This is a genomic window from Pseudomonas sp. Q2-TVG4-2 (assembly GCF_013620795.1).
GTDB lineage: Bacteria > Pseudomonadota > Gammaproteobacteria > Pseudomonadales > Pseudomonadaceae > Stutzerimonas.
Map to the genome: position 1 here is coordinate 69,970 of NZ_LGLW01000004.1, position 18,052 is coordinate 88,021.

Annotated in this window: 17 protein-coding genes; 2 read left to right on the forward strand and 15 right to left on the reverse strand. The window is 54.2% G+C overall.

Going from position 1 to position 18,052, the window contains the following annotated elements:
* The first annotated feature begins 35 nt into the window (after positions 1 to 35).
* Together H3028_RS08490 and H3028_RS08495 are read left to right on the forward strand one after the other, a co-directional pair.
* Positions 36 to 455, forward strand: a complete 420-nt coding sequence (locus tag H3028_RS08490) for a nucleotidyltransferase substrate binding protein (protein ID WP_181296603.1) — start codon at positions 36 to 38, stop codon at positions 453 to 455.
* A gap of 1 nt (position 456) precedes the next feature.
* Positions 457 to 771 carry a nucleotidyltransferase domain-containing protein gene (locus tag H3028_RS08495; RefSeq protein ID WP_181296604.1) on the forward strand — a complete coding sequence of 105 codons (315 nt, stop codon included), beginning with the start codon at positions 457 to 459 and terminating at the stop codon, positions 769 to 771.
* A 543-nt stretch (positions 772 to 1,314) separates the two neighbouring features.
* On the opposite strand, the gene H3028_RS08500 is transcribed toward H3028_RS08495, so the two are convergent.
* The 15 genes from H3028_RS08500 to H3028_RS08570 form a co-directional block, all read right to left on the reverse strand.
* Positions 1,315 to 3,318 carry a nucleoside-diphosphate sugar epimerase/dehydratase gene (locus tag H3028_RS08500; RefSeq protein WP_181297095.1) on the reverse strand — a complete coding sequence of 668 codons (2,004 nt, stop codon included), beginning with the start codon at positions 3,316 to 3,318 and terminating at the stop codon, positions 1,315 to 1,317.
* Between the two features lie 116 nt (positions 3,319 to 3,434).
* Entirely contained in the window at positions 3,435 to 3,989 is a 555-nt protein-coding gene (locus H3028_RS08505) for a sugar transferase (RefSeq protein WP_181296605.1), read from the reverse strand.
* Positions 3,990 to 4,311: 322 nt separating this feature from the next.
* Positions 4,312 to 5,271: an NAD-dependent epimerase/dehydratase family protein gene (locus H3028_RS08510; RefSeq protein WP_309109534.1), complete on the reverse strand. Its 960-nt coding sequence runs from the start codon at positions 5,269 to 5,271 to the stop codon at positions 4,312 to 4,314.
* Positions 5,268 to 6,602: a UDP-glucose/GDP-mannose dehydrogenase family protein gene (locus H3028_RS08515; protein WP_181296607.1), complete on the reverse strand. Its 1,335-nt coding sequence runs from the start codon at positions 6,600 to 6,602 to the stop codon at positions 5,268 to 5,270. The genes H3028_RS08510 and H3028_RS08515 overlap by 4 nt, the downstream gene beginning before the upstream one ends.
* Before the next feature lie 8 nt (positions 6,603 to 6,610).
* Positions 6,611 to 7,561: a UDP-glucuronic acid decarboxylase family protein gene (locus H3028_RS08520; RefSeq protein WP_181296608.1), complete on the reverse strand. Its 951-nt coding sequence runs from the start codon at positions 7,559 to 7,561 to the stop codon at positions 6,611 to 6,613.
* A complete protein-coding gene (locus tag H3028_RS08525; RefSeq protein WP_181296609.1) occupies positions 7,558 to 8,349 on the reverse strand; it encodes a glycosyltransferase family A protein in 792 nt (263 codons plus the stop codon). Before H3028_RS08525 ends, H3028_RS08520 begins: the two co-directional genes overlap by 4 nt.
* Positions 8,346 to 9,890 (reverse strand): capsule biosynthesis protein, encoded by a 1,545-nt coding sequence (locus tag H3028_RS08530; protein ID WP_258237741.1) that lies wholly within the window; start codon positions 9,888 to 9,890, stop codon positions 8,346 to 8,348. Before H3028_RS08530 ends, H3028_RS08525 begins: the two co-directional genes overlap by 4 nt.
* An 8-nt stretch (positions 9,891 to 9,898) precedes the next feature.
* Positions 9,899 to 11,227, reverse strand: coding sequence for a hypothetical protein (locus H3028_RS08535; RefSeq protein ID WP_181296611.1), 1,329 nt, complete (start codon positions 11,225 to 11,227; stop codon positions 9,899 to 9,901).
* The gene (gene pseI, locus H3028_RS08540; RefSeq protein WP_181296612.1) at positions 11,224 to 12,291 is read right to left on the reverse strand and encodes a pseudaminic acid synthase; all 1,068 of its coding nucleotides are present in this window, start codon (positions 12,289 to 12,291) and stop codon (positions 11,224 to 11,226) included. Before pseI ends, H3028_RS08535 begins: the two co-directional genes overlap by 4 nt.
* Before the next feature lie 11 nt (positions 12,292 to 12,302).
* A complete protein-coding gene (pseH, locus tag H3028_RS08545) occupies positions 12,303 to 12,818 on the reverse strand; it encodes a UDP-4-amino-4,6-dideoxy-N-acetyl-beta-L-altrosamine N-acetyltransferase (RefSeq protein WP_309109535.1) in 516 nt (171 codons plus the stop codon).
* Position 12,819: 1 nt separating this feature from the next.
* Positions 12,820 to 13,905, reverse strand: a complete 1,086-nt coding sequence (gene pseG, locus H3028_RS08550; protein WP_181296613.1) for a UDP-2,4-diacetamido-2,4,6-trideoxy-beta-L-altropyranose hydrolase — start codon at positions 13,903 to 13,905, stop codon at positions 12,820 to 12,822.
* A 1-nt stretch (position 13,906) separates the two neighbouring features.
* Positions 13,907 to 14,605, reverse strand: a complete 699-nt coding sequence (gene pseF / locus H3028_RS08555) for a pseudaminic acid cytidylyltransferase (RefSeq protein ID WP_181296614.1) — start codon at positions 14,603 to 14,605, stop codon at positions 13,907 to 13,909.
* Positions 14,602 to 15,762 (reverse strand): UDP-4-amino-4,6-dideoxy-N-acetyl-beta-L-altrosamine transaminase, encoded by a 1,161-nt coding sequence (gene pseC / locus H3028_RS08560; RefSeq protein WP_181296615.1) that lies wholly within the window; start codon positions 15,760 to 15,762, stop codon positions 14,602 to 14,604. Before pseC ends, pseF begins: the two co-directional genes overlap by 4 nt.
* 4 nt (positions 15,763 to 15,766) lie before the next feature.
* Positions 15,767 to 16,765: a UDP-N-acetylglucosamine 4,6-dehydratase (inverting) gene (gene pseB, locus H3028_RS08565; protein ID WP_181296616.1), complete on the reverse strand. Its 999-nt coding sequence runs from the start codon at positions 16,763 to 16,765 to the stop codon at positions 15,767 to 15,769.
* 17 nt (positions 16,766 to 16,782) lie between these two features.
* Positions 16,783 to 18,051, reverse strand: a complete 1,269-nt coding sequence (locus H3028_RS08570; protein WP_181296617.1) for a lipopolysaccharide biosynthesis protein — start codon at positions 18,049 to 18,051, stop codon at positions 16,783 to 16,785.
* Position 18,052 lies beyond the last annotated feature (1 nt).

Below are 18,052 nucleotides of genomic sequence, written 5' to 3' on the forward strand. Positions count from 1 at the left end.
GTAGCCTTTACCCACTCGAACCTAGGGCTTCGCTAATGGACAACATCGACGTGCACTGGCAGCGGCGCCTGAGCAGCTTCCATAAGGTTCTGCTAGAGCTTGACGAAGCCATTGAGCTAATGGGGCAACGCGAACTATCGAAACTTGAAAAACAAGGCGTCATCCAGGGCTTCGGATATTGTTACGAGCTTGGCTGGAATACGTTAAAAGATTTCCTCGTCTGGCAGGGCATCGAGGGCATCGTTGGCTCGCGCGATACCATTCGTGAAGCGTTCAGCAAGGGCTTGATCAGCGACGGTCATGCTTGGATGCAAATGCTCACAGACCGCAAACGTACCTCTCATACATACAACGAGGAAACGGCGGAGGCGATTCTGATGAATATCCGGTTGCAGCATCATCCGCTGCTAAAGGTCTGGAGCAAACGATGTCCAGCCGGGAAGAACCAACGCTAGGATGCTGGAGCACGCGGGACTATCTGAAGAAGATGTTCAATCGATCTGCAAAGCACTTGGACTTTTCCCCAAGGTTAGCGAAGCGATCCTCTACGGCTCCCGTGCGAAAGGAAACTACCGCCCCGGTTCAGATATCGACTTGACCCTGAAAGGCAACGAACTCTCTCACCAGGACCTACTCAATATCGAGCTGGCACTGGATGACCTGCTCCTGCCTTACAAAATTGATCTATCACTGCATCGCCAGATCGACAATCCGCAGCTGATCGAACACATCGACCGAGTCGGGAAGCTGTTTTATAAGGCAACGGTTTAGCGTATCGACTTGACCTGCTGCTTCACCTGAAGCTGGTATCCGGAGCACTAATAGGTTCGCGGCCTGCCCGGTGCGATGGCACGCAAGCCTCGCCAGCAAAACAAACAGCTTCACGCCGAGGGCGGACGTCCCACCCCATCAAAAGCTCACATCGCAACGCTTGTGTTGGCGCCGCTTAACCTGCGGCTTCACCTGAAGCTGTATCCGGAGCACTAATGGGTTAGCGGCCTGCCCGGTGCGATGGCACGCAAGCCTCGCCAGCAAAACAAACAGCTTCGCGCCGAGGGCCGCTGTCCCACCCCATCAAAAGCTCACACCGCAACGCTTTTGTGGGAGCCGCTTAACCTGCTGCTTCACCTGAAGCTCGTATCCGGAGCACCAATGGGTTAGCGGCCTGCCCGGTGCGATGGCACGCAGCCTCGCCAGCAAAACAAACAGCTTCGCGCCGAGAGCGGCCCTCCCACCCATCAAAAGCTCACACAACGCTTTTTGTAGGAGGCGCGCCCCGCGGCGAATGCAGGCGATAGCCTGCCAAAAACATCACTACTCAGCCGGCCCAACCCGCCGCTGCTGATAGATCAAATCGACGATTTCCCCTTCCGGCACATACCCGCTCACTACTTCTCGGAGCAGGACCCGAACTTGTGGGTAATCATCCTGCTCCACCGCCTTCAGCAGTTTGGCCAATACGCCACGCAGCACATCCCAGGTGAAATACTCTTCATCTGCCCGCATGATCATCGGGTGCTCGGTCGGGCTCACGTTGTCGCCGATCAGCAGCTCTTCGTAGAGCTTCTCACCCGGGCGCAATCCAGTGAACTCGATGGTAATGTCCCCGTGCGGAGACCTCTCCGAGCGCACGCTCAGGCCAGACAGGTGAATCAGCTTCTCGGCCAGCTCTGCAATGCGCACCGGCTGGCCCATATCCAGCACGAACACATCGCCGCCCTGCCCCATAGAGCCCGCCTGGATCACCAGCTGCGCCGCCTCGGGAATGGTCATAAAATAGCGAGTGATCTTCGGGTGGGTCACCGTCACCGGGCCACCGTTGCGAATCTGCTGATAGAACCGAGGGATCACCGACCCCGACGAGCCCAGCACATTGCCGAAACGGACCATGGTGAAACGGGTCTTGTTGACGTGATGCACCGCATCATCAGCACCAAATAGCACAGGCGCCGTCTCGCGGCTCAGCGCCTGCAGGATCATTTCCGCAACACGCTTGGTACTGCCCATTACGTTGGTAGGCCGCACTGCCTTGTCGGTGGAGATCAGCACGAAGTTGGCCACACCCGCCTGCACGGCGGCCTGGGCCGTGTTCATGGTGCCCAGCACATTGTTCAAAACGCCTTCGGCGACGTTGTGCTCCACCATGGGCACATGCTTATAGGCCGCCGCGTGGTAGATCGTCTCCACCTGCCAGGTGCGCATTACATCCAACAGACGGTCAGGATTGCGGATGGAACCCAGAATCGGCACCAATTTGATCGGCAAAGAGGCTCGCTCAATCGTCCGCTCTAGCTCGATGTGAATGCTGTAGAGATTGAACTCGCTATGCTCGAACAGCAGCAACGCCTTGGGCTTGTTCGAGAGGATCTGCCGGCACAGCTCCGAACCAATCGAGCCGCCAGCACCGGTCACCATCACCACCTTGCCCCGAATGCACTTCTCGAACAGCGCCTGCTGCGGCGGCACGGCGTCGCGCCCGAGCAGATCCGCGATATCGACTTCCTGAATGTCCTCGACCTTGACCCGCCCACTGGCCAGATCCATAAAACCCGGCACGCTACGAACATGGAGCGGATAGTGCTCCAGCGTCTCCAAAACTTCACGACGCCGCGCTCGCGATACCGATGGAATCGCCAGCAGAATCTCGTCGCTGCCGGTCTCGTCAATCATCTGCCGGATATGCTTGGGCGAATAAACCCGTAGTCCCGCAATAGAGCGATTGAACAGATTGGGATCATCATCGATGAACGCAACCGGACGCATACCCCGCCCCAGGCGCAACGCCGCCACCAACTGATTGCCCGCCGCACCGGCGCCATAAACCGCCACCTTCGGCAAGCTCGCATCACGGCCTTTGAACTTGGTGAGCGAATTGGGAGAAAACCAGTCACCCATGAAATACTGGCGCATCACCAGGCGCAGCCCACCGATCAAGACAAGACTCAACCACCAATAGTTGAACACCATCGAGCGCGGAATGAGCTTGGGCGCGTCGGAGTACCAGTACACCGCGAGGGAGAGCAACAACGCCGAGAGCGTCACGGCCTTGGCGATCGCCATCAGTGCGTCATTACCGAAGTAACGCATCACAGCGCGATACATACCGAAGCGGATGAAGAACGGAATAGCGATCAGCGGCGCAACACCGAAGAGCCAAGCGTGGCCACCGAGCGGGTCGACAAACGTAAAATTTCCAAGGCGTACGACGAATGCCAGCCAAAGCGCAGCCCAGACCAACACCACATCTGTCGATACTTGAATGAGGCGTTTGTAGCGCCGGGGCAATCGCACCAGTCGCGCACGTATGTTTTCCGCCAATCTCAACACAACGCTACCCTTCCTAGAACCGAAACGCCGGCCGCTTCGGCTATGCAGCCCATTAATTCACCCAACTGACCCAACGCTAGACAACACAGGTTAGAAAACAGCTGAGGTTAGCGTTTCACGACCCGGTCTCCTGCGCCCTTGCCGGCCACGGTCATAAAGATGTACTTGAAGTAATCGGCCAGGGTCAGGCTGGCGATCATCTTCTGATCCGTCTCGGCCAGCAGAGCCGGCGTGGACATATCGATTTCGCTCACCTGCGCCAGTCCGGTAATCCCGGGACGCACGTCGAACACGCCACGCTTGGCACGTTCCTCAGTCAGATCCGCCTGGTTGAACAGCCCTGGCCGTGGTCCCACCAGGCTCATCTCGCCCTTCAGCACGTTCCACAACTGAGGCAGCTCATCCAGCTTGGTCTTGCGCAGGAAATGGCCGAAGCGGGTGATGGACGCGCTACTGGCCAGATGCGTTGCAACCGATGCCGTATCCACCCGCATCGTGCGGAATTTGACCAGCGTAAACGGCTTCTGACGGCGGCCGACACGCACTTGGCGAAAAATCGGTGAGCCCGTATCGAACAAGCCAATGATTGTCAGCACGAGCAACACCGGGAACCCAACCACCAGGCCCACCAGCGAAAATACAAAATCGAAGAGTCGAATCACGGGTTCACCGGTAAGAGATCAGTTGGAACGCTCAAAGCAACGCCTGAGCCCTTCTTGCACCGTATGGGGCGGTTTCCAGTCCAGCAGTTCGCAGGTCTTGCTGATATCCACCTGCAGCGAGCCGAGCAGCCGTTGGGCCATCGCTTTTTTTGCCCAGCAACGTAGCACCAAGCTGGAGCAGGCCAGCCAGTACTGGACCGGATCGTGGGGTTTACCATCGCTTGCCTAATGCCACGCAACAACTCCGTGGCGATAGTCCCGCATCACCCCGCCAATGCGGTGAATGCGGAGGCGGTTCGAACATTTCGTAACAGGCGAACGACTAGAAACGAACACGGTACTCATGGCCAATCCGTACCAGCGCCTGATGGGTACTTTCCCTTGGTAACCAGCCCAGAATCCTCTGCGCCTTAGTGCTGTCGATTTGCAACGAGCCGAACAATTGATTGAACAGCCGTTGGCGCCCAAGCAGCCTACAGGTGAGTCCGATGATACTGACCGGAGCGGGAAACAGGCGAGCGGACCGCCCCATCCCATGGGCCAAGCTCGAAATAATCTCTCTGGTCGAAACATTGTCTCCATCTGCAGCCAAAAAAACTTCGCCTGCAGCGAGCGGATGTTCAGCACACCTTTCCAAAAGACTCACCAAATTTTGCAGGGAAACCAAGCTGCGCTGATTACAGTCCTGGCCAAAAGGCATCGGAACACCACGATCGACCAGCCTCAGCAATCGTGCAAAATTGCCAGGTGCATTACTATCGATCACCATTGGAGGTCTAACAATAACCCACTCGATGCCCGCCTGCTCGCAGCAACTAATGAGTGCCAGCTCGGCCTCGTACTTAGATCTTCCATAATCAGAGCAAGGCTCAGGCACTGAATTCTCGGAAAATGGCCGACCGTCAGTGCGGTCGCCATTAACCCCTATAGAACTAACAAAGACAAAACGGCTAACTCCTGAACGGGCTGCTGCCTGGATCAGCGCTACGGTGCCATTAACATTAACTTCACGAAACGCCTCAAGAGATGAGGTGACCCGCTCCTTAATGATATGTGCCCGGCCCGCTAGGTGAATCACACAGCTCACATCAGCGCAGGCCAAATGTAGTCCCCTGTCATCGCTCAGATCAGCCACAACGCATTCGACTTGACTGTGCGAACATCTCGAAGGGGAGCGGATCATCGCCCGAACAGAGTGCCGGTTAGTCGTTAGGCGCTCGACCAACGCCTTACCTATAAAACCGTTTGCCCCTGTAACGAGGATCTTCGACATTGGCGTCATGCCTTGCGTAGACCGCGGCCAACTGCATGATAGAGAAGGCCGGCGGCCGCCATCTCCTTGGGGTCGAAAAGATTACGTCCGTCCACAACCACAGGGAAACGAAGCGTTTGCCGCAACCTGCCCAAGTCACATACCCGATAAGCCTTCCATTCCGTACAGATAACCAACGCATCTGCCCCCTCAAGTGCAGCTTCTCTGGATGCACAGAGCGTTAGATCGTCGCGAGCACCATAAATCCGCTCGCACTCCGCCATAGCCTGGGGATCGTGTGCTTGGATGTAAGCTCCAGCGGACCAGGCCGCCTCCATGAAGCTCCTGCTTGGTGCGTCCCGCATATCGTCGGTGTTGGGCTTGAACGATAGCCCCCAGAGAGCAATTCGCTTTCCAGCCAGACTCCCCCCGAAGGCCTGCTGCAGCTTGGTGAACAGCATTTGCTTCTGCCGCTTATTAACCGCCTCAACCGCCTCGAGCAGATCGGCCTGATAGCCAACCTCCTGCGCGGTACGGGCCAACGCCTGGACGTCTTTCGGAAAGCAGGAACCGCCGTACCCGCAACCGGGGTAGATAAAGTGGTAACCGATTCGGGGGTCCGCGCCAATACCGAGACGAACCTGTTCGATATCCGCTTCAAGCAGATCAGCCAAGTTAGCCATTTCGTTCATAAAACTAATTTTAGTAGCCAGCATGGCGTTGGCGGCATATTTAGTAAGCTCAGCCGAGCGTACGTCCATAAACATTAACTTGTCGTGATTACGGTTATAAGGGCCATAGCATAGCCGCATGGCATCACGCACTACGGGGGAATCGCTACCTATAACGATGCGCGAACCCTTTGTGAAATCCTCAATCGCCGCACCTTCCTTGAGAAACTCAGGATTGGAGCAGACCTCAAATTCCAGTTTTTTCCCACGCTCGGACAGCAGACTTGACACGCACTCCCTAACTTTATCAGCAGTCCCTACCGGCACCGTTGACTTATCAATTACGATTTTAGGTTCTGTCATGTGGCGGCCGATGGTACCAGCCACCTCCAAGACATACTTCAGGTCGGCTTTACCATCTTCATCCGGCGGTGTACCCACCGCTATGAATTGGAGATAGCCATGTTCCACTCCGAGCGCTGCGTCGGTGGAGAAACTAAGACGGCCGGCCTTGCAGTTGTTAAGAATCAGCTCTTCCAACCCAGGTTCATAGATGGGCACGACGCCTTTATTAAGGCCATCGATCTTTTGTTGATCAATGTCAATGCACACCACCGAATGCCCAACATCAGCCAGACAAGCACCCGTCACCAGACCAACGTAGCCACTACCAAAAACCGTTATGTTCATAAGTTACGTCAGCCTACCTTCGCTTCTTTTAACAACTCATCGAAGTACTGAATGGTTTTCTCCAACCCTTGGTCCAGCATGATGGTCGGCCGCCAGTCCAACACCGACTTAGCCTGGGTAATGTCAGGTTGCCGCTGCTGGGGATCATCCTCCGGCAGGGGGCGGAAAACTATACGTGAAGCGCTGCCTGTTAGTTCGAGAACGCGCTCAGCCAGTTGGCGCATGGTAAATTCGCCAGGATTTCCCAGATTTATTGGGCCAGTTACTTCATCCGCCGTGTTCATCAAGCGAACAAAGCCTTCGATAAGATCGTCGACATAGCAGAAACTACGGGTCTGATGGCCTTCACCATAAATGGTGAGATCTTCCCCATTCAGCGCCTGAACGATGAAATTACTAACGACACGCCCATCGTTGGGATGCATCCGCGGGCCATAAGTGTTGAAGATCCGCGCAATCTTTATCCGCAACCCGTGCTGACGGTGATAATCGGAGAAAAGCGTTTCAGCGCAGCGCTTGCCTTCGTCATAGCAGGAGCGAATGCCAATTGGATTTACCCGTCCCCAATAGCCTTCCGGCTGCGGATGAATCTCCGGATCCCCGTAAACTTCGCTGGTAGATGCCTGGAATATTTTTGCTTTCGTACGCTTGGCCAAGCCAAGCATATTGATGGCGCCATGAACATTAGTCTTGAGCGTCTGCACCGGATCGAATTGATAGTGAATCGGTGACGCCGGGCATGCCAAATTATATATCTCGTCTACTTCTACATAGAGGGGAAAGGTCACATCATGACGAATAAGCTCAAAATACGGATTTGCCATTAGGTGAGCTATATTGCGCTTTGCGCCAGTATAGAAGTTGTCGACGCACAAAACTTCGTTCCCTCCAGCTAGCAGACGCTCGCACAAATGGGACCCTAAGAATCCTGCACCGCCTGTGACCATTACCCGCTTCATAGACCTTTCCTTAAAACGCGATAATAAAATCCACCCATCGCATGGGTAAAAGTAAACACATACGCAAGCAGCCCGTTAGTCCGAGGAAACTCGCGATGCACCATATGCATCCGCTGAAGCATGTACTTCTTTGAACCTGAAATCTGGCCAGAAATTCTTCTATAGTTAAGCAGGGGATATTGAACTTTCCAGTGCTTTACTCCCGCCTCAAGTACCCTTAGCCAACAGTCATAATCCTCAACGGCCTTGTAACGAATATCTTCGTTGAATGGAAAGCGCAACATAAGGTCACGCCTAATCAATACACTTGACGTGGGTATACGCCCCTTAATACGCTGTTGCCAGAACGTGACGAGTTGCGCCGCGGGATTGGCAATCGGATCGAAGCTCAGTAAAGTTTCATCAGTAAAATCCTTCATTTTAGTACTGATAAACTCTGCCTCGTTCGACGTTGCCGCCGCCATTTGTAACGCCAACTTTTCTGGATGCCAGATATCATCCGCGTCGAGAAAAGCAATCCAAGTCCCATTAGCATTCTTTACCCCGATATTCCGAGGTGCGGCCGGGGCACCGTTATTCCTCTCTAACGGTATAAGACGAATTCGCGAGTCCCGGGCGGCAAATTCCAATACAACGCTTCGAGTGCCATCTTTCGAGCAATCGTCAATGACCAACAACTCCCAATCCTGCCAGCTTTGCTCTAGTACCGATTGAAGCGTTCTTCCAATCAATCGCTCGGCGTTATAAGACGGCGTAATTATCGAGACCGTCGGATTTTCTTTACTCAACCTCTATCTCCCCTAGGCAGCTTTGCTCGAACGCCATCAACCCAGCGAAATGCGGGACGACGTTTTACTTCCAATAAGGGCAGTTCCGGGCTGACGGGTACATAATCTGACAATTCCCCCCAGCGCTTATTCTTTAATGCTTCGACAACGGGATCTTCTCCGCCTTGGTCTTCCGCCCAAGTTGGATCATCAGCTACTAGTTCGCCGGACTGCAACATATCTATAAGCCGCGATGCATCTGCTCCCTCGCGGTAGGTATAGCGAGTAGTTTCAATTGGTATTACAAAATTCACGAATTGAGGATGCCGATGAGAGCGTACATAGAGGAAGCGCAACGTTTTACGAATGACCGTGTCCGGATCCAAATCCTGCTTCGCATTCACTTCGTACATCGAAGCCTTATCAGCAAAGGCTCGAACAAATCCAGCACGAGCATAGGTTGAAGGCCCTAGGCAGATGACCTGTTTACCACATACCCCCGCCTCTACAGCTGAACTCCCCCCGTTAAGTACAACTATATCGGCGTGTTGAATTAAATCGTACGTGCTCGCTTTCTGCTCGCTGGAAATGCAGTGTATGCCGCGGCGAGCGGCCCAACTCTGGTACAGCTTCAAAGAGCGAGCACCTCCAACCTGACCGATATTTTCCGCCCAGTTGGGATGGCAGCGCACAACTACTTGCTGCGGCGCGATTCCGAACGCTTCGAAAAAGTCATCTAAGGCTTGGCTATTATCGATCCAACTGGTTTTCCACTCTGCATGACCGGCAAATTCGTTCTTGCTGCTAGGTAGCACTAGGACCCGTTGCCCCGGGGCTGAAAGCGGCCAAGGCGCGGGTTCCGGGTTCTGATTGTAAAGACGCCATTCTAATGAGTTGCGTTGAAGAAAGCGCTGACCCGCCAGTTTCCCCGCAATTAGCGCCTGTGGCGCCGTAAGAGGGCGATCATCATATGCTGCCACCATATCGCCGATAGCCTTGAGCGAAAGGCAGTTAGCATTTGGCGTCAACTGCAGACCCTCACTAAACCAGGGTCGCTCATGCGTAACGAACGGGACACCTGCATGCTCACACGCGAGTGTTACGCCGCGCGTTAAGTCCATACGCCCATTAAAGCAAATCACACCTTCAAGGTCGTTCTCGATAATCCAGCGTCTAGCACTAGCATAGGAACGATCGATAGGCTCGTATAAAGATCTACGAATTGAAACCACCTCGGGCTCATTCCACTCGTCTTCAGATTCCGTACGACTTAAGGTGCAGGAGCTTGATAGCGCCAAGTTATCAAGATCCTCTATGCTCAGACCTCCGCTGATACGAGAACTAATGCTTGTTACATTATTATTGGTATAGCTACGCACGCCGCCAAGCATGCACTTAGCGCACTCTTTTAGCTTACCGCTCCCTTTAAGTGCGCGCGGATAGCAATTCTCTACCGCACCATCACATGTTAGAAAATATAGATCATGGCCATCTCTTTTGAGAATATAAGCGATAAATATTAGATGTTCAACATGAGGCCTAAACGAAAACAAATTAACCAAGCCAATCCTCATAATTGACGCCCCTTCCCCATGGAAACCCCAGCCAAATATATAATCCCCACAAAGCTCAAAGCAAATAACACAAAGACAAATGCTATTATATTGAACGCGGAAAGTACCGGCGCAACCAATAGCACCATAAACAAAATATAAAAAATCATCAACGAGCTTACAGTCCCTCTTCGCCTCAACCAGTTGACGGCAAAAGCAAAAAAGGAACCAATCAAAAGAGCCCCAAGGGCGACTCCAGCCCCGCCATACTGATAATATAGGGACCCGGGCAAAGAGTTAAATAATCCTGCAAATTCGTACTGATCACTCAAAGGGCCAATTACTTTTGCGAGAATTACCAAAACCCCACCAAAGACTGGTGCACCTTCTGGCTCCGAATTCGAATCAGCAATATTTTCAGCCATCACCCACAATACATGGGTAACATAAATTCCGGACAACTGTAGATAATTAGCCATATCACACCAAACCACTTCACACGACGCATTGTAAGAAATCGCGCGGCCGTGCAGATGCAGAGCAAAATTATGCAAATAGGTAGCGGAATCTAGGCCACTTACACTAGCACGAGCGTAAAAAACATAACCAACGATACCGACAAATGAGACAAGCAACAAAGCCAACCCCACCAACACCCGCACATTGAAAAGGTCTCGAACGGACGAACGACCGGCTACTACCCGAGCCACCAATATAGCCAATAATGTAAGCACAAACAGCCCGATAATTGTTCGCCCACCTAGAATATATGATCCACCCAACAAGCAAAAAGCGATAAAAAATAAATATACCGCGCAGCGCAAGCGAGTCAACACCTCAGCGTAATAGACCAAGCAAATGAAAGAAAAAAAATAGCTGAACTGGAAGAGATTACCGAAAACACTGTAAACGGATGAAATACCCGAACCTGGCTCCCTTTCGGCATTTAAACGGGAGCGTATTTCCACAAAACTTTGGGCTAGGAAGTTCACGTCTTGGTACACCGCCCGGTCAACTATCAGAGCAAGAAGGCTGGTAACGGATATAAAACAGGCAAATGTCATGCACGTTGCCATCCTTCCGGCTTTACAAGCATCAGACAGACTTGAAAGCCGCTGACTTGGAGGATAGGCAGCTTCCAGCACAACGGCGAGCACGCTATATATAACGAACACAGCGGTAAAAAAAGCCAAATAGAGAATATAGGCAGGCAAAACATCTGCGTATGCAGACGTAAACGGCAAGAAGACATCAATAAGGATTATTATTGCGGCCAAGCTCCCCACTAGGAGCATCGGCATTTGTATCGCTAACAAGCCTTTCGTCGTTACAATTAAGCGAGTCAAATCTCAGGCCTTTCAAAACAATCCCAGGCCAACGGTGAGTTCGCCGGCACGTCGCGGGTTAACCTACGACCAACAATAGATTCTAGATATTTTGGTGCTAACCCATAGCCCGGGCGTACGCTACGGATCGAGTTAGCGGAAATGATCTCACCCGTTTTGAGATTCTTGATAGCGTACAGAGACCTCCGGAACTTCACATTGCCCTGTTCACTAGCCTTACGGCCATAATCAACCTCACCCAACGCAGACCATGCTGTTCTACTATCGCGGCATAACGCTGCCAGCTCTTCCGGTTCCAACGAAAAACTGTCATCCGGCCCGCCGCCATCTCGGTTAAGAGTGAAGTGCTTTTCAATAATTGAGGCGCCCAGTACTACGCTGGCAATTGCAGTTGTATTGTCCAGCGTATGGTCCGACAAGCCAGTGACCAAGCCGAAGCGCTGCATCATATCGGGGATGGTGCGTAGGTTGTAATCTTCGGCCGGTGCTGGATAACCGCTGACGCAATGGAGGATAGCCAGTTCTTTGCAACCACCCTCGTGGGCCGCGTCTATTGCTTCCTGGATCTCCTCGGCGTTGGCCATGCCCGTGGAGATAATCATTGGCTTACCAGTACTCGCCACGTATTTGATCAGCGGCAAGTCGACGGCCTCAAAGGAGGCAATTTTGTAGGCCGGTGCGTTAAGGTCTTCCAGCAGGTCAACGGCGGTATTGTCAAACGGCGAGCTGAAGATTGTGATGCCCAGATTACGCGCATGTTCGAATAGCGGCTTGTGCCACGCCCAAGGCATATGAGCTTCCTGATAGAGCTGATACAGGGTCTTACCATCCCACAAGCCGCCGTGAATCTGGAACTCTTCGGAATCGCAATCCAGGGTGATGGTATCAGCCGTGTAGGTCTGCAGCTTCACTGCGTCGGCGCCAGATCTTTTTGCTTCCTCAATGATTTTCAGTGCTGTTTCTAGCCTGCCGTTATGGTTGGCGGAAAGCTCGGCGATAATGTAGGGCGGCGCGTCGGCAGCAATACGACGACCAGCGATGCTGATGCTGGGAGTGATGGGCATAGGTTGATCTCTTATTGACAGGCTTTCCACTCAATGGCAAGTAGGCCAAAACACACCACGTCGTGGTACTGCTGGCCGTTGAAATGTTGCTGACGCAGAATACCTTCTTGCTTAAAACCCATGTTCTGATGAAAGCTGATGGAGCGTTCGTTGTAGGCGAGGGCCTGCCCGCAGAGCTTGTGCAATCCGGCCTCTGTAAAGGCATATATTAGCGCTGCCTGTCCTAACAGACGCCCTGTACCCGGCGGTGCATCGGGCGCTGCATAAAAGCCCCAGTCAGCGATTCCACCCGCTGCAACCTCCTGAATATTAATGAAGCCGAGTGGTACCGCATCGCCTTCAAACACCATCAGGTGCCGTTTGGGGTCTTGAGAGGCTTTGGTGAACCAGCGGGTATGCTCGTCCAGCGATATCTCGTGCTGGGTGTACATGTAGCGGCGAACGTCAGGGTGATTGCGCCAGGCCAACACCCTTTCTAAATCCGCTGTGCCCATCCGACGTAGGCTTTGTCGTAAGGATAAGCTCACTTCAAGCCTCCAATTGCTGAATGACAGAGTTTGTTCCGTGCCCTTCGACAATACTCGCAGCCGCAAGACTCAAGGTTTGAAGAGCTGCTAACCGTTCAGCCAGTGCCGAAAGATAATTGTGCAAGCGCTCCGCAATGCAGTGCGTTCCTTCAATGAGCAATGCTGCCCCCGCCTTTTCCAGGCCTTGAGCAACTTGTCGCTGGTTATCGGCCAGCACAAGCATGACCGTCGGCAGTCCTAGACAGCAGCGCTCCCAAGACGTTGCGCCGGCCGCACCTATTGCCAAATCGCAACCGGCCATGAGTTGCGCCATATCGCTCACACCTACCAGAACCCGAGTTGGCCAAGGCATGCTCTGCGCCTGATTGGTTACCTCGGACAGCCAAGGTGCGGTTGAACCCATAACCACTGTGATCTGGCAGTCCGCCGGAAGCGGACAGACGCGCAGAGCTTTCAGTACTTCTCCGGTGGCATTGTTCTTATCGACGCCGCCCATTGTGATCAACAACTGGTCCAACTGCGGGTTGGCTCGACGCTGCAGACTGTAGTCGCGCAGGGCCGCGAATTCCGGCCGCAACAAGGCATATTGCGAGCCGCACAGTAGCGTGCATTTGGCGGGCACCCATCTGCGGTAGTCCGCAGCATCGCGGCCAAACGTCTGATCTAACAGCAAGTCGCATTGGTGAAAGCGATCAGCCAGGTCGTCGATCACCATGAGTTGGCGATAATGGGGCTTCAGCTCAAGTTCCCACCGGCTGTCTAAAGCATAGTGATCGACAACCAGCCAGTTCGGCTGGATCGCCTGGAGGATGGGGAAACAGGCCTGTGCATCCTGCTGCTGCGACGCGCCCAGCCAAGCTGCATGCGCCAGTCCGTCGTCTATCGCAGGTTTTGAAGATTCACAGCGCAAGGAATAGGCCGCGTACCCCTTGCTCTGTACCAGATCGATGAGATGGCCCGGATGCGCTCGGCAGATGAAGTGGCACTCCGCGCCTCTTTCCGTCAGCGCATCGGCAAGGGTCAGACAACGCATGACGTGGCCAGTGCCCATCTGCAACGAGGCGTCCACACGGAAGGCAACCATCATTCTAGCGTTCCGCCTGGGCGTGCATCGCTTTGAACATCCATTCGGCACGCTCCCAGTCCTCCGCCGTATCGATGTCCTGAACACGATGGCGCGGCAGGATTACTGGAGTCGAATGCAACCCGAACAATGCCTTTCCTTCCAGCCAGGCTCCGGCGCGCCCCCAATAAAACTGTCCCGCATCATGGAACGCCTCTTCGATATCTTGCGAGCGAGTGTTGAAGTGCTCTGGTTGGAACATTTCAACACGCCCCTGCGGCGTAATGCGGATCGCTCTCTGGATTGGAAACGCATAGCTGGTAACCGAGAACGCATAATCGCAGCCGTTCGCGACCAGCGCCGCCAGTCCCTGGCGAATGTCTTCCACACTTACGAAGGGAGCGGTGGCGTAGATGCAGCACACCTGTTCCGGGCGTTCACCGTTCGCGATGAGCCACTCAACGGCATGCCGAATTACCGGGACGGTCCCGGTGTGATCGTCTGACAGCTCCGCCGGCCGCATGAAGGGAACGGCCGCACCGTACTCCCGGGAGATTTCGGCGATTTCTGCATCGTCGGTGGAGACGATCACCCGGTCGAAGCAGCCGCTTTCCAAAGCCGATTCGATTGAACGGGCTATCATCGGCTTGCCGCAGAAGGGCTTGATATTCTTGCGTGGGATGCGCTTGCTGCCGCCGCGCGCGGGGATCACAGCCAGTCTCATGGCGCGGTTACCTTGCGTACTGCTGCGATGACGTCGTCCTGCTGTTCTTCGCTCATGGTTTGGAACATCGGCAGACTGATGGCTTCGGCGTAGTAGCGCTCCGACTCGGGGAAATCACCAACATGGAAACCCATGCGCTGATAGTACGGCTGGGTATGCACCGGGATGTAATGCAAATTAACCCCAATGCCCATTCCGCGCAGCAAGTCGACTGCCTGGCGGTGCGACCTGCCAATCTTGTCCAGCTGTAGGCGAATCACGTACAGGTGCAGGCCGGAATAACTATCGGGGTGCTGCCAGGGGCGGGTGATCGGCAATCTGGCGAGCAGTTCGTTGTAGCGCGCGGCCAGTTGGTGCCGGCGGCCGACATACTGGTCCAGCCGCTCCATCTGGCTTACGCCAAGTGCGGCCTGCAGTTCAGTCATCCGGTAGTTAAAGCCGAGATCGATCTGCTGGTAGTACCAGGGGCCGTCGGCGTCGTGCGTCATTTGCGTCGGATCACGGGTGATGCCGTGGCTACGTAGCAACGCCATGCGGCTGGCGAGTTCTGCATTGTTAGTCAGCGTCATACCGCCTTCGGCTGTTGTAATAATCTTCACCGGATGGAAGCTAAAAACCGTGATGTCGCTGTAGCGACAATTTCCTATGAACTCGCCCCGGTACTTGCCTCCGATGGCATGCGAAGCGTCCTCGATAACCTTGAATCCATAGCGCTGGGCCAACTCTTGGATGGCTTGCATGTCGCAGGGCTGACCACACAGGTGAACTGCCACTACCACTTTCGGCAATGTCCCGTCACGCTCGGCCTGTGCCAGCTTGAGTTCCAGCGCCTTGGGGCACAGGTTGTAAGTGCGTGGGTCTATGTCGACGAAGTCGACCTGAGCGCCGCAGTAGAGTCCGCAGTTGGCCGATGCGACGAACGTAACCGGGCTGGTCCACAACCAGTCGCCCTGGCCGAGCCCCAGCGCAAGGCAAGCGATGTGCAGCGCCGACGTGGCGCTGTTCACGGCTAGAGCGTGGCTAGCCCCGACATGCTGCGCTACGGTCTGTTCGAAGCGTGGCACCATCGGGCCCTGAGTGAGGAAGTCTGATTGCAGAACACCCACGACCGCGTCGATATCGGCTTGGGTGATGTCCTGACGGCCGTAGGGGATCATGGGCTCAGATGCTCCCGATCTTTTCGCGGTTAGCGTCGATCCACGCCTGCAGCTCGGCGTCGCTCATCCACTCGCTGTTGTTGTCGCTCGCGTAAACGAAACCCTCAGGAACCTTCTTGCCGTCTTTGATGCGCTTCTCACAAGTGGCCCAATTATTGATTGTCGGCAGGATCTTGAAGTGCTCGGGATATTCGTAGGTGTAGTAGGCGTCTTCGGCGCTGATCATCTGTTCGTGCAGCTTCTCGCCGGGGCGAATGCCAACGATTTCCTGGCGGGCTCCAGGTGCGACGACGCGAGCCAGGTCGGTGACCTTCATTGACGGAATCTTTTTCACATAGATTTCACCGCCTTCCATGTCGTCGAAAGCGTGCCAGACCAACTCCACGCCCTCCTCCAGGGAAATCATGAAGCGGGTCATGCGTTCGTCAGTGATAGGCAGAACGCCTTTATCTTTAATCGACATGAAGAAAGGAATCACCGAGCCGCGCGAGCCCATCACGTTGCCATAACGCACGACCGAGAAACGGGTTTCGTGGGAGCCGGAGTACGAATTGCTCGCTACAAATAGCTTATCGGACGCCAGCTTGGTGGCGCCGTACAGGTTGATCGGGCTGCTGGCCTTGTCGGTCGACAGAGCAACTACACCTTTAACGCCCTTGTCAATGCAGGCATCGATCAGGTTCATGGCGCCGTCGATGTTCGTTTTGACACACTCGAAGGGATTGTATTCAGCGGTTGGTACGATCTTGGTAGCAGCGGCGTGCACCACATAATCGACACCATCGAGGGCCCGGTATAGTCGATCCTTGTCGCGTACGTCGCCGATGAAAAAGCGCACACGCTTGTCGCCCTCAAACTTCTTGGCCATGTCCCACTGTTTCATCTCGTCACGGGAAAAGATGATGATTTTCTTGGGGTTGTACTTGGCCAGAGTCATTGGAACAAAGGTATTACCAAAGGAGCCGGTACCGCCGGTAACGAGGATGGTCTTGTTGCTGAGCATTAAAATATTCCTTGTTTTCAGACCTGGAGTCTGACGCGAGTGGATCGATAGTGCGTGGGCGTCAGCTGGAAAAAAAGCCAGGACTTCCATAGCAATATCAGAGTAAAGGCTGCGGATAGTCCGAGTGGTACCGCCAGCAGTGTTGAGTAGAGTGAAAACAGCCAAGTAGCCGGGATGAAGATCAGAAGACTGGCAATGTGACTCTGAATGATCGGGCGATCATGACCCTGGGCGTACAGGGCGTAATGCGGCACCATGCCAACGGCGTAAAGCACAGTGGCTAGGAGGAGCCAGGGGAAAAGACCCTGTTGCTCGATATAGAGAGGCCTGTTGAGCCATTGCAGCAAGGGGCCAATCAACAACAACGCAATCACCGCAAAAGCAATCGATAGTACCAGCGTCTGTAATAGCAATTTACGCACCCCGTGGCGGAAGGCCGTGGCGTCCTGCCGGCTATGCGCGGTAATGAGACCGGGGTAGCTGAAGGCGAACACTCCGGCATCCAGAAAAGACATAAGCGCATTGCTGAAACCCATGAACAATACATAAGCGCCTAACACATCGAGACCGGCCAGTGCTTCGAACCAGTAGCGGTCCAGGGTGAACAGTCCGCGAATCGCCAAGGTGGCGATCAGCAAGGGGATGGCGATTTTCAAGCCTTTGCCAATCCAGCGCCAGTCGATGGGCCTGTGCCAGCCACCAATTTTAAGTTGCGCGATATTAATGATGCCCAGCAGTACAGCGAATACGCCGCCAAGCGTCCAAGCGCCTACAACAATGTCGAGTGTTCGCGATTCATGCTCAATGAGCATCAAGCCCGTCACAGCGAGTGCCCAGATCCCGGAACGGAGAAATAATACTAGGCTAGCCAGAAGCTGCTCGGAAATAGCAACCAGCAGACGGATTAGCTCCTGAGACAGGTGTTCCAGCACTAGCAAAGTGAAGAACCAACCGGCCAACCTCCAAGGCAGGAGACCTTTGAGAAAGATCAAGCACAGCAGCGGAAGGAATAGGCTATACAGCCCTACATAAAGCACGCCCTGGTCCTTTAACAAACCGCCCCACTCGCTGCGCTCGCGCTTAAGCAGCTCGCGAGTAGTGAAGGCGTAGAAGTCGAAGCCCAGCAGATAAAGGGCGTAGCCAATGGTCGCTGTGAGCAGCCCGTAGAGCCCCAACTCTTCCGGCTCGAGGAAACGAGCCAGGAAGAAGATCAGCAAAAACTTGCTGGCCAAAGTCATGCCCCGCAGCGCAACATTGATTAGGCGTTGATAGCCAACTGAAAACATC

Bases quoted from the DNA above. Each gene is read 5' to 3' on its own strand.
- H3028_RS08490 (WP_181296603.1), top strand. From the start codon at position 36: ATGGACAACATCGACGTGCACTGGCAGCGGCGCCTGAGCAGCTTCCAT.
- H3028_RS08495 (WP_181296604.1), top strand. From the start codon at position 457: ATGCTGGAGCACGCGGGACTATCTGAAGAAGATGTTCAATCGATCTGC.
- H3028_RS08510 (WP_309109534.1), bottom strand. From the start codon at position 5,271: ATGACGCCAATGTCGAAGATCCTCGTTACAGGGGCAAACGGTTTTATA.
- H3028_RS08515 (WP_181296607.1), bottom strand. From the start codon at position 6,602: ATGAACATAACGGTTTTTGGTAGTGGCTACGTTGGTCTGGTGACGGGT.
- H3028_RS08520 (WP_181296608.1), bottom strand. From the start codon at position 7,561: ATGAAGCGGGTAATGGTCACAGGCGGTGCAGGATTCTTAGGGTCCCAT.
- pseI (WP_181296612.1), bottom strand. From the start codon at position 12,291: ATGCCCATCACTCCCAGCATCAGCATCGCTGGTCGTCGTATTGCTGCC.
- pseG (WP_181296613.1), bottom strand. From the start codon at position 13,905: ATGATGGTTGCCTTCCGTGTGGACGCCTCGTTGCAGATGGGCACTGGC.
- pseF (WP_181296614.1), bottom strand. From the start codon at position 14,605: ATGAGACTGGCTGTGATCCCCGCGCGCGGCGGCAGCAAGCGCATCCCA.
- pseC (WP_181296615.1), bottom strand. From the start codon at position 15,762: ATGATCCCCTACGGCCGTCAGGACATCACCCAAGCCGATATCGACGCG.
- pseB (WP_181296616.1), bottom strand. From the start codon at position 16,765: ATGCTCAGCAACAAGACCATCCTCGTTACCGGCGGTACCGGCTCCTTT.
- H3028_RS08570 (WP_181296617.1), bottom strand. From the start codon at position 18,051: ATGTTTTCAGTTGGCTATCAACGCCTAATCAATGTTGCGCTGCGGGGC.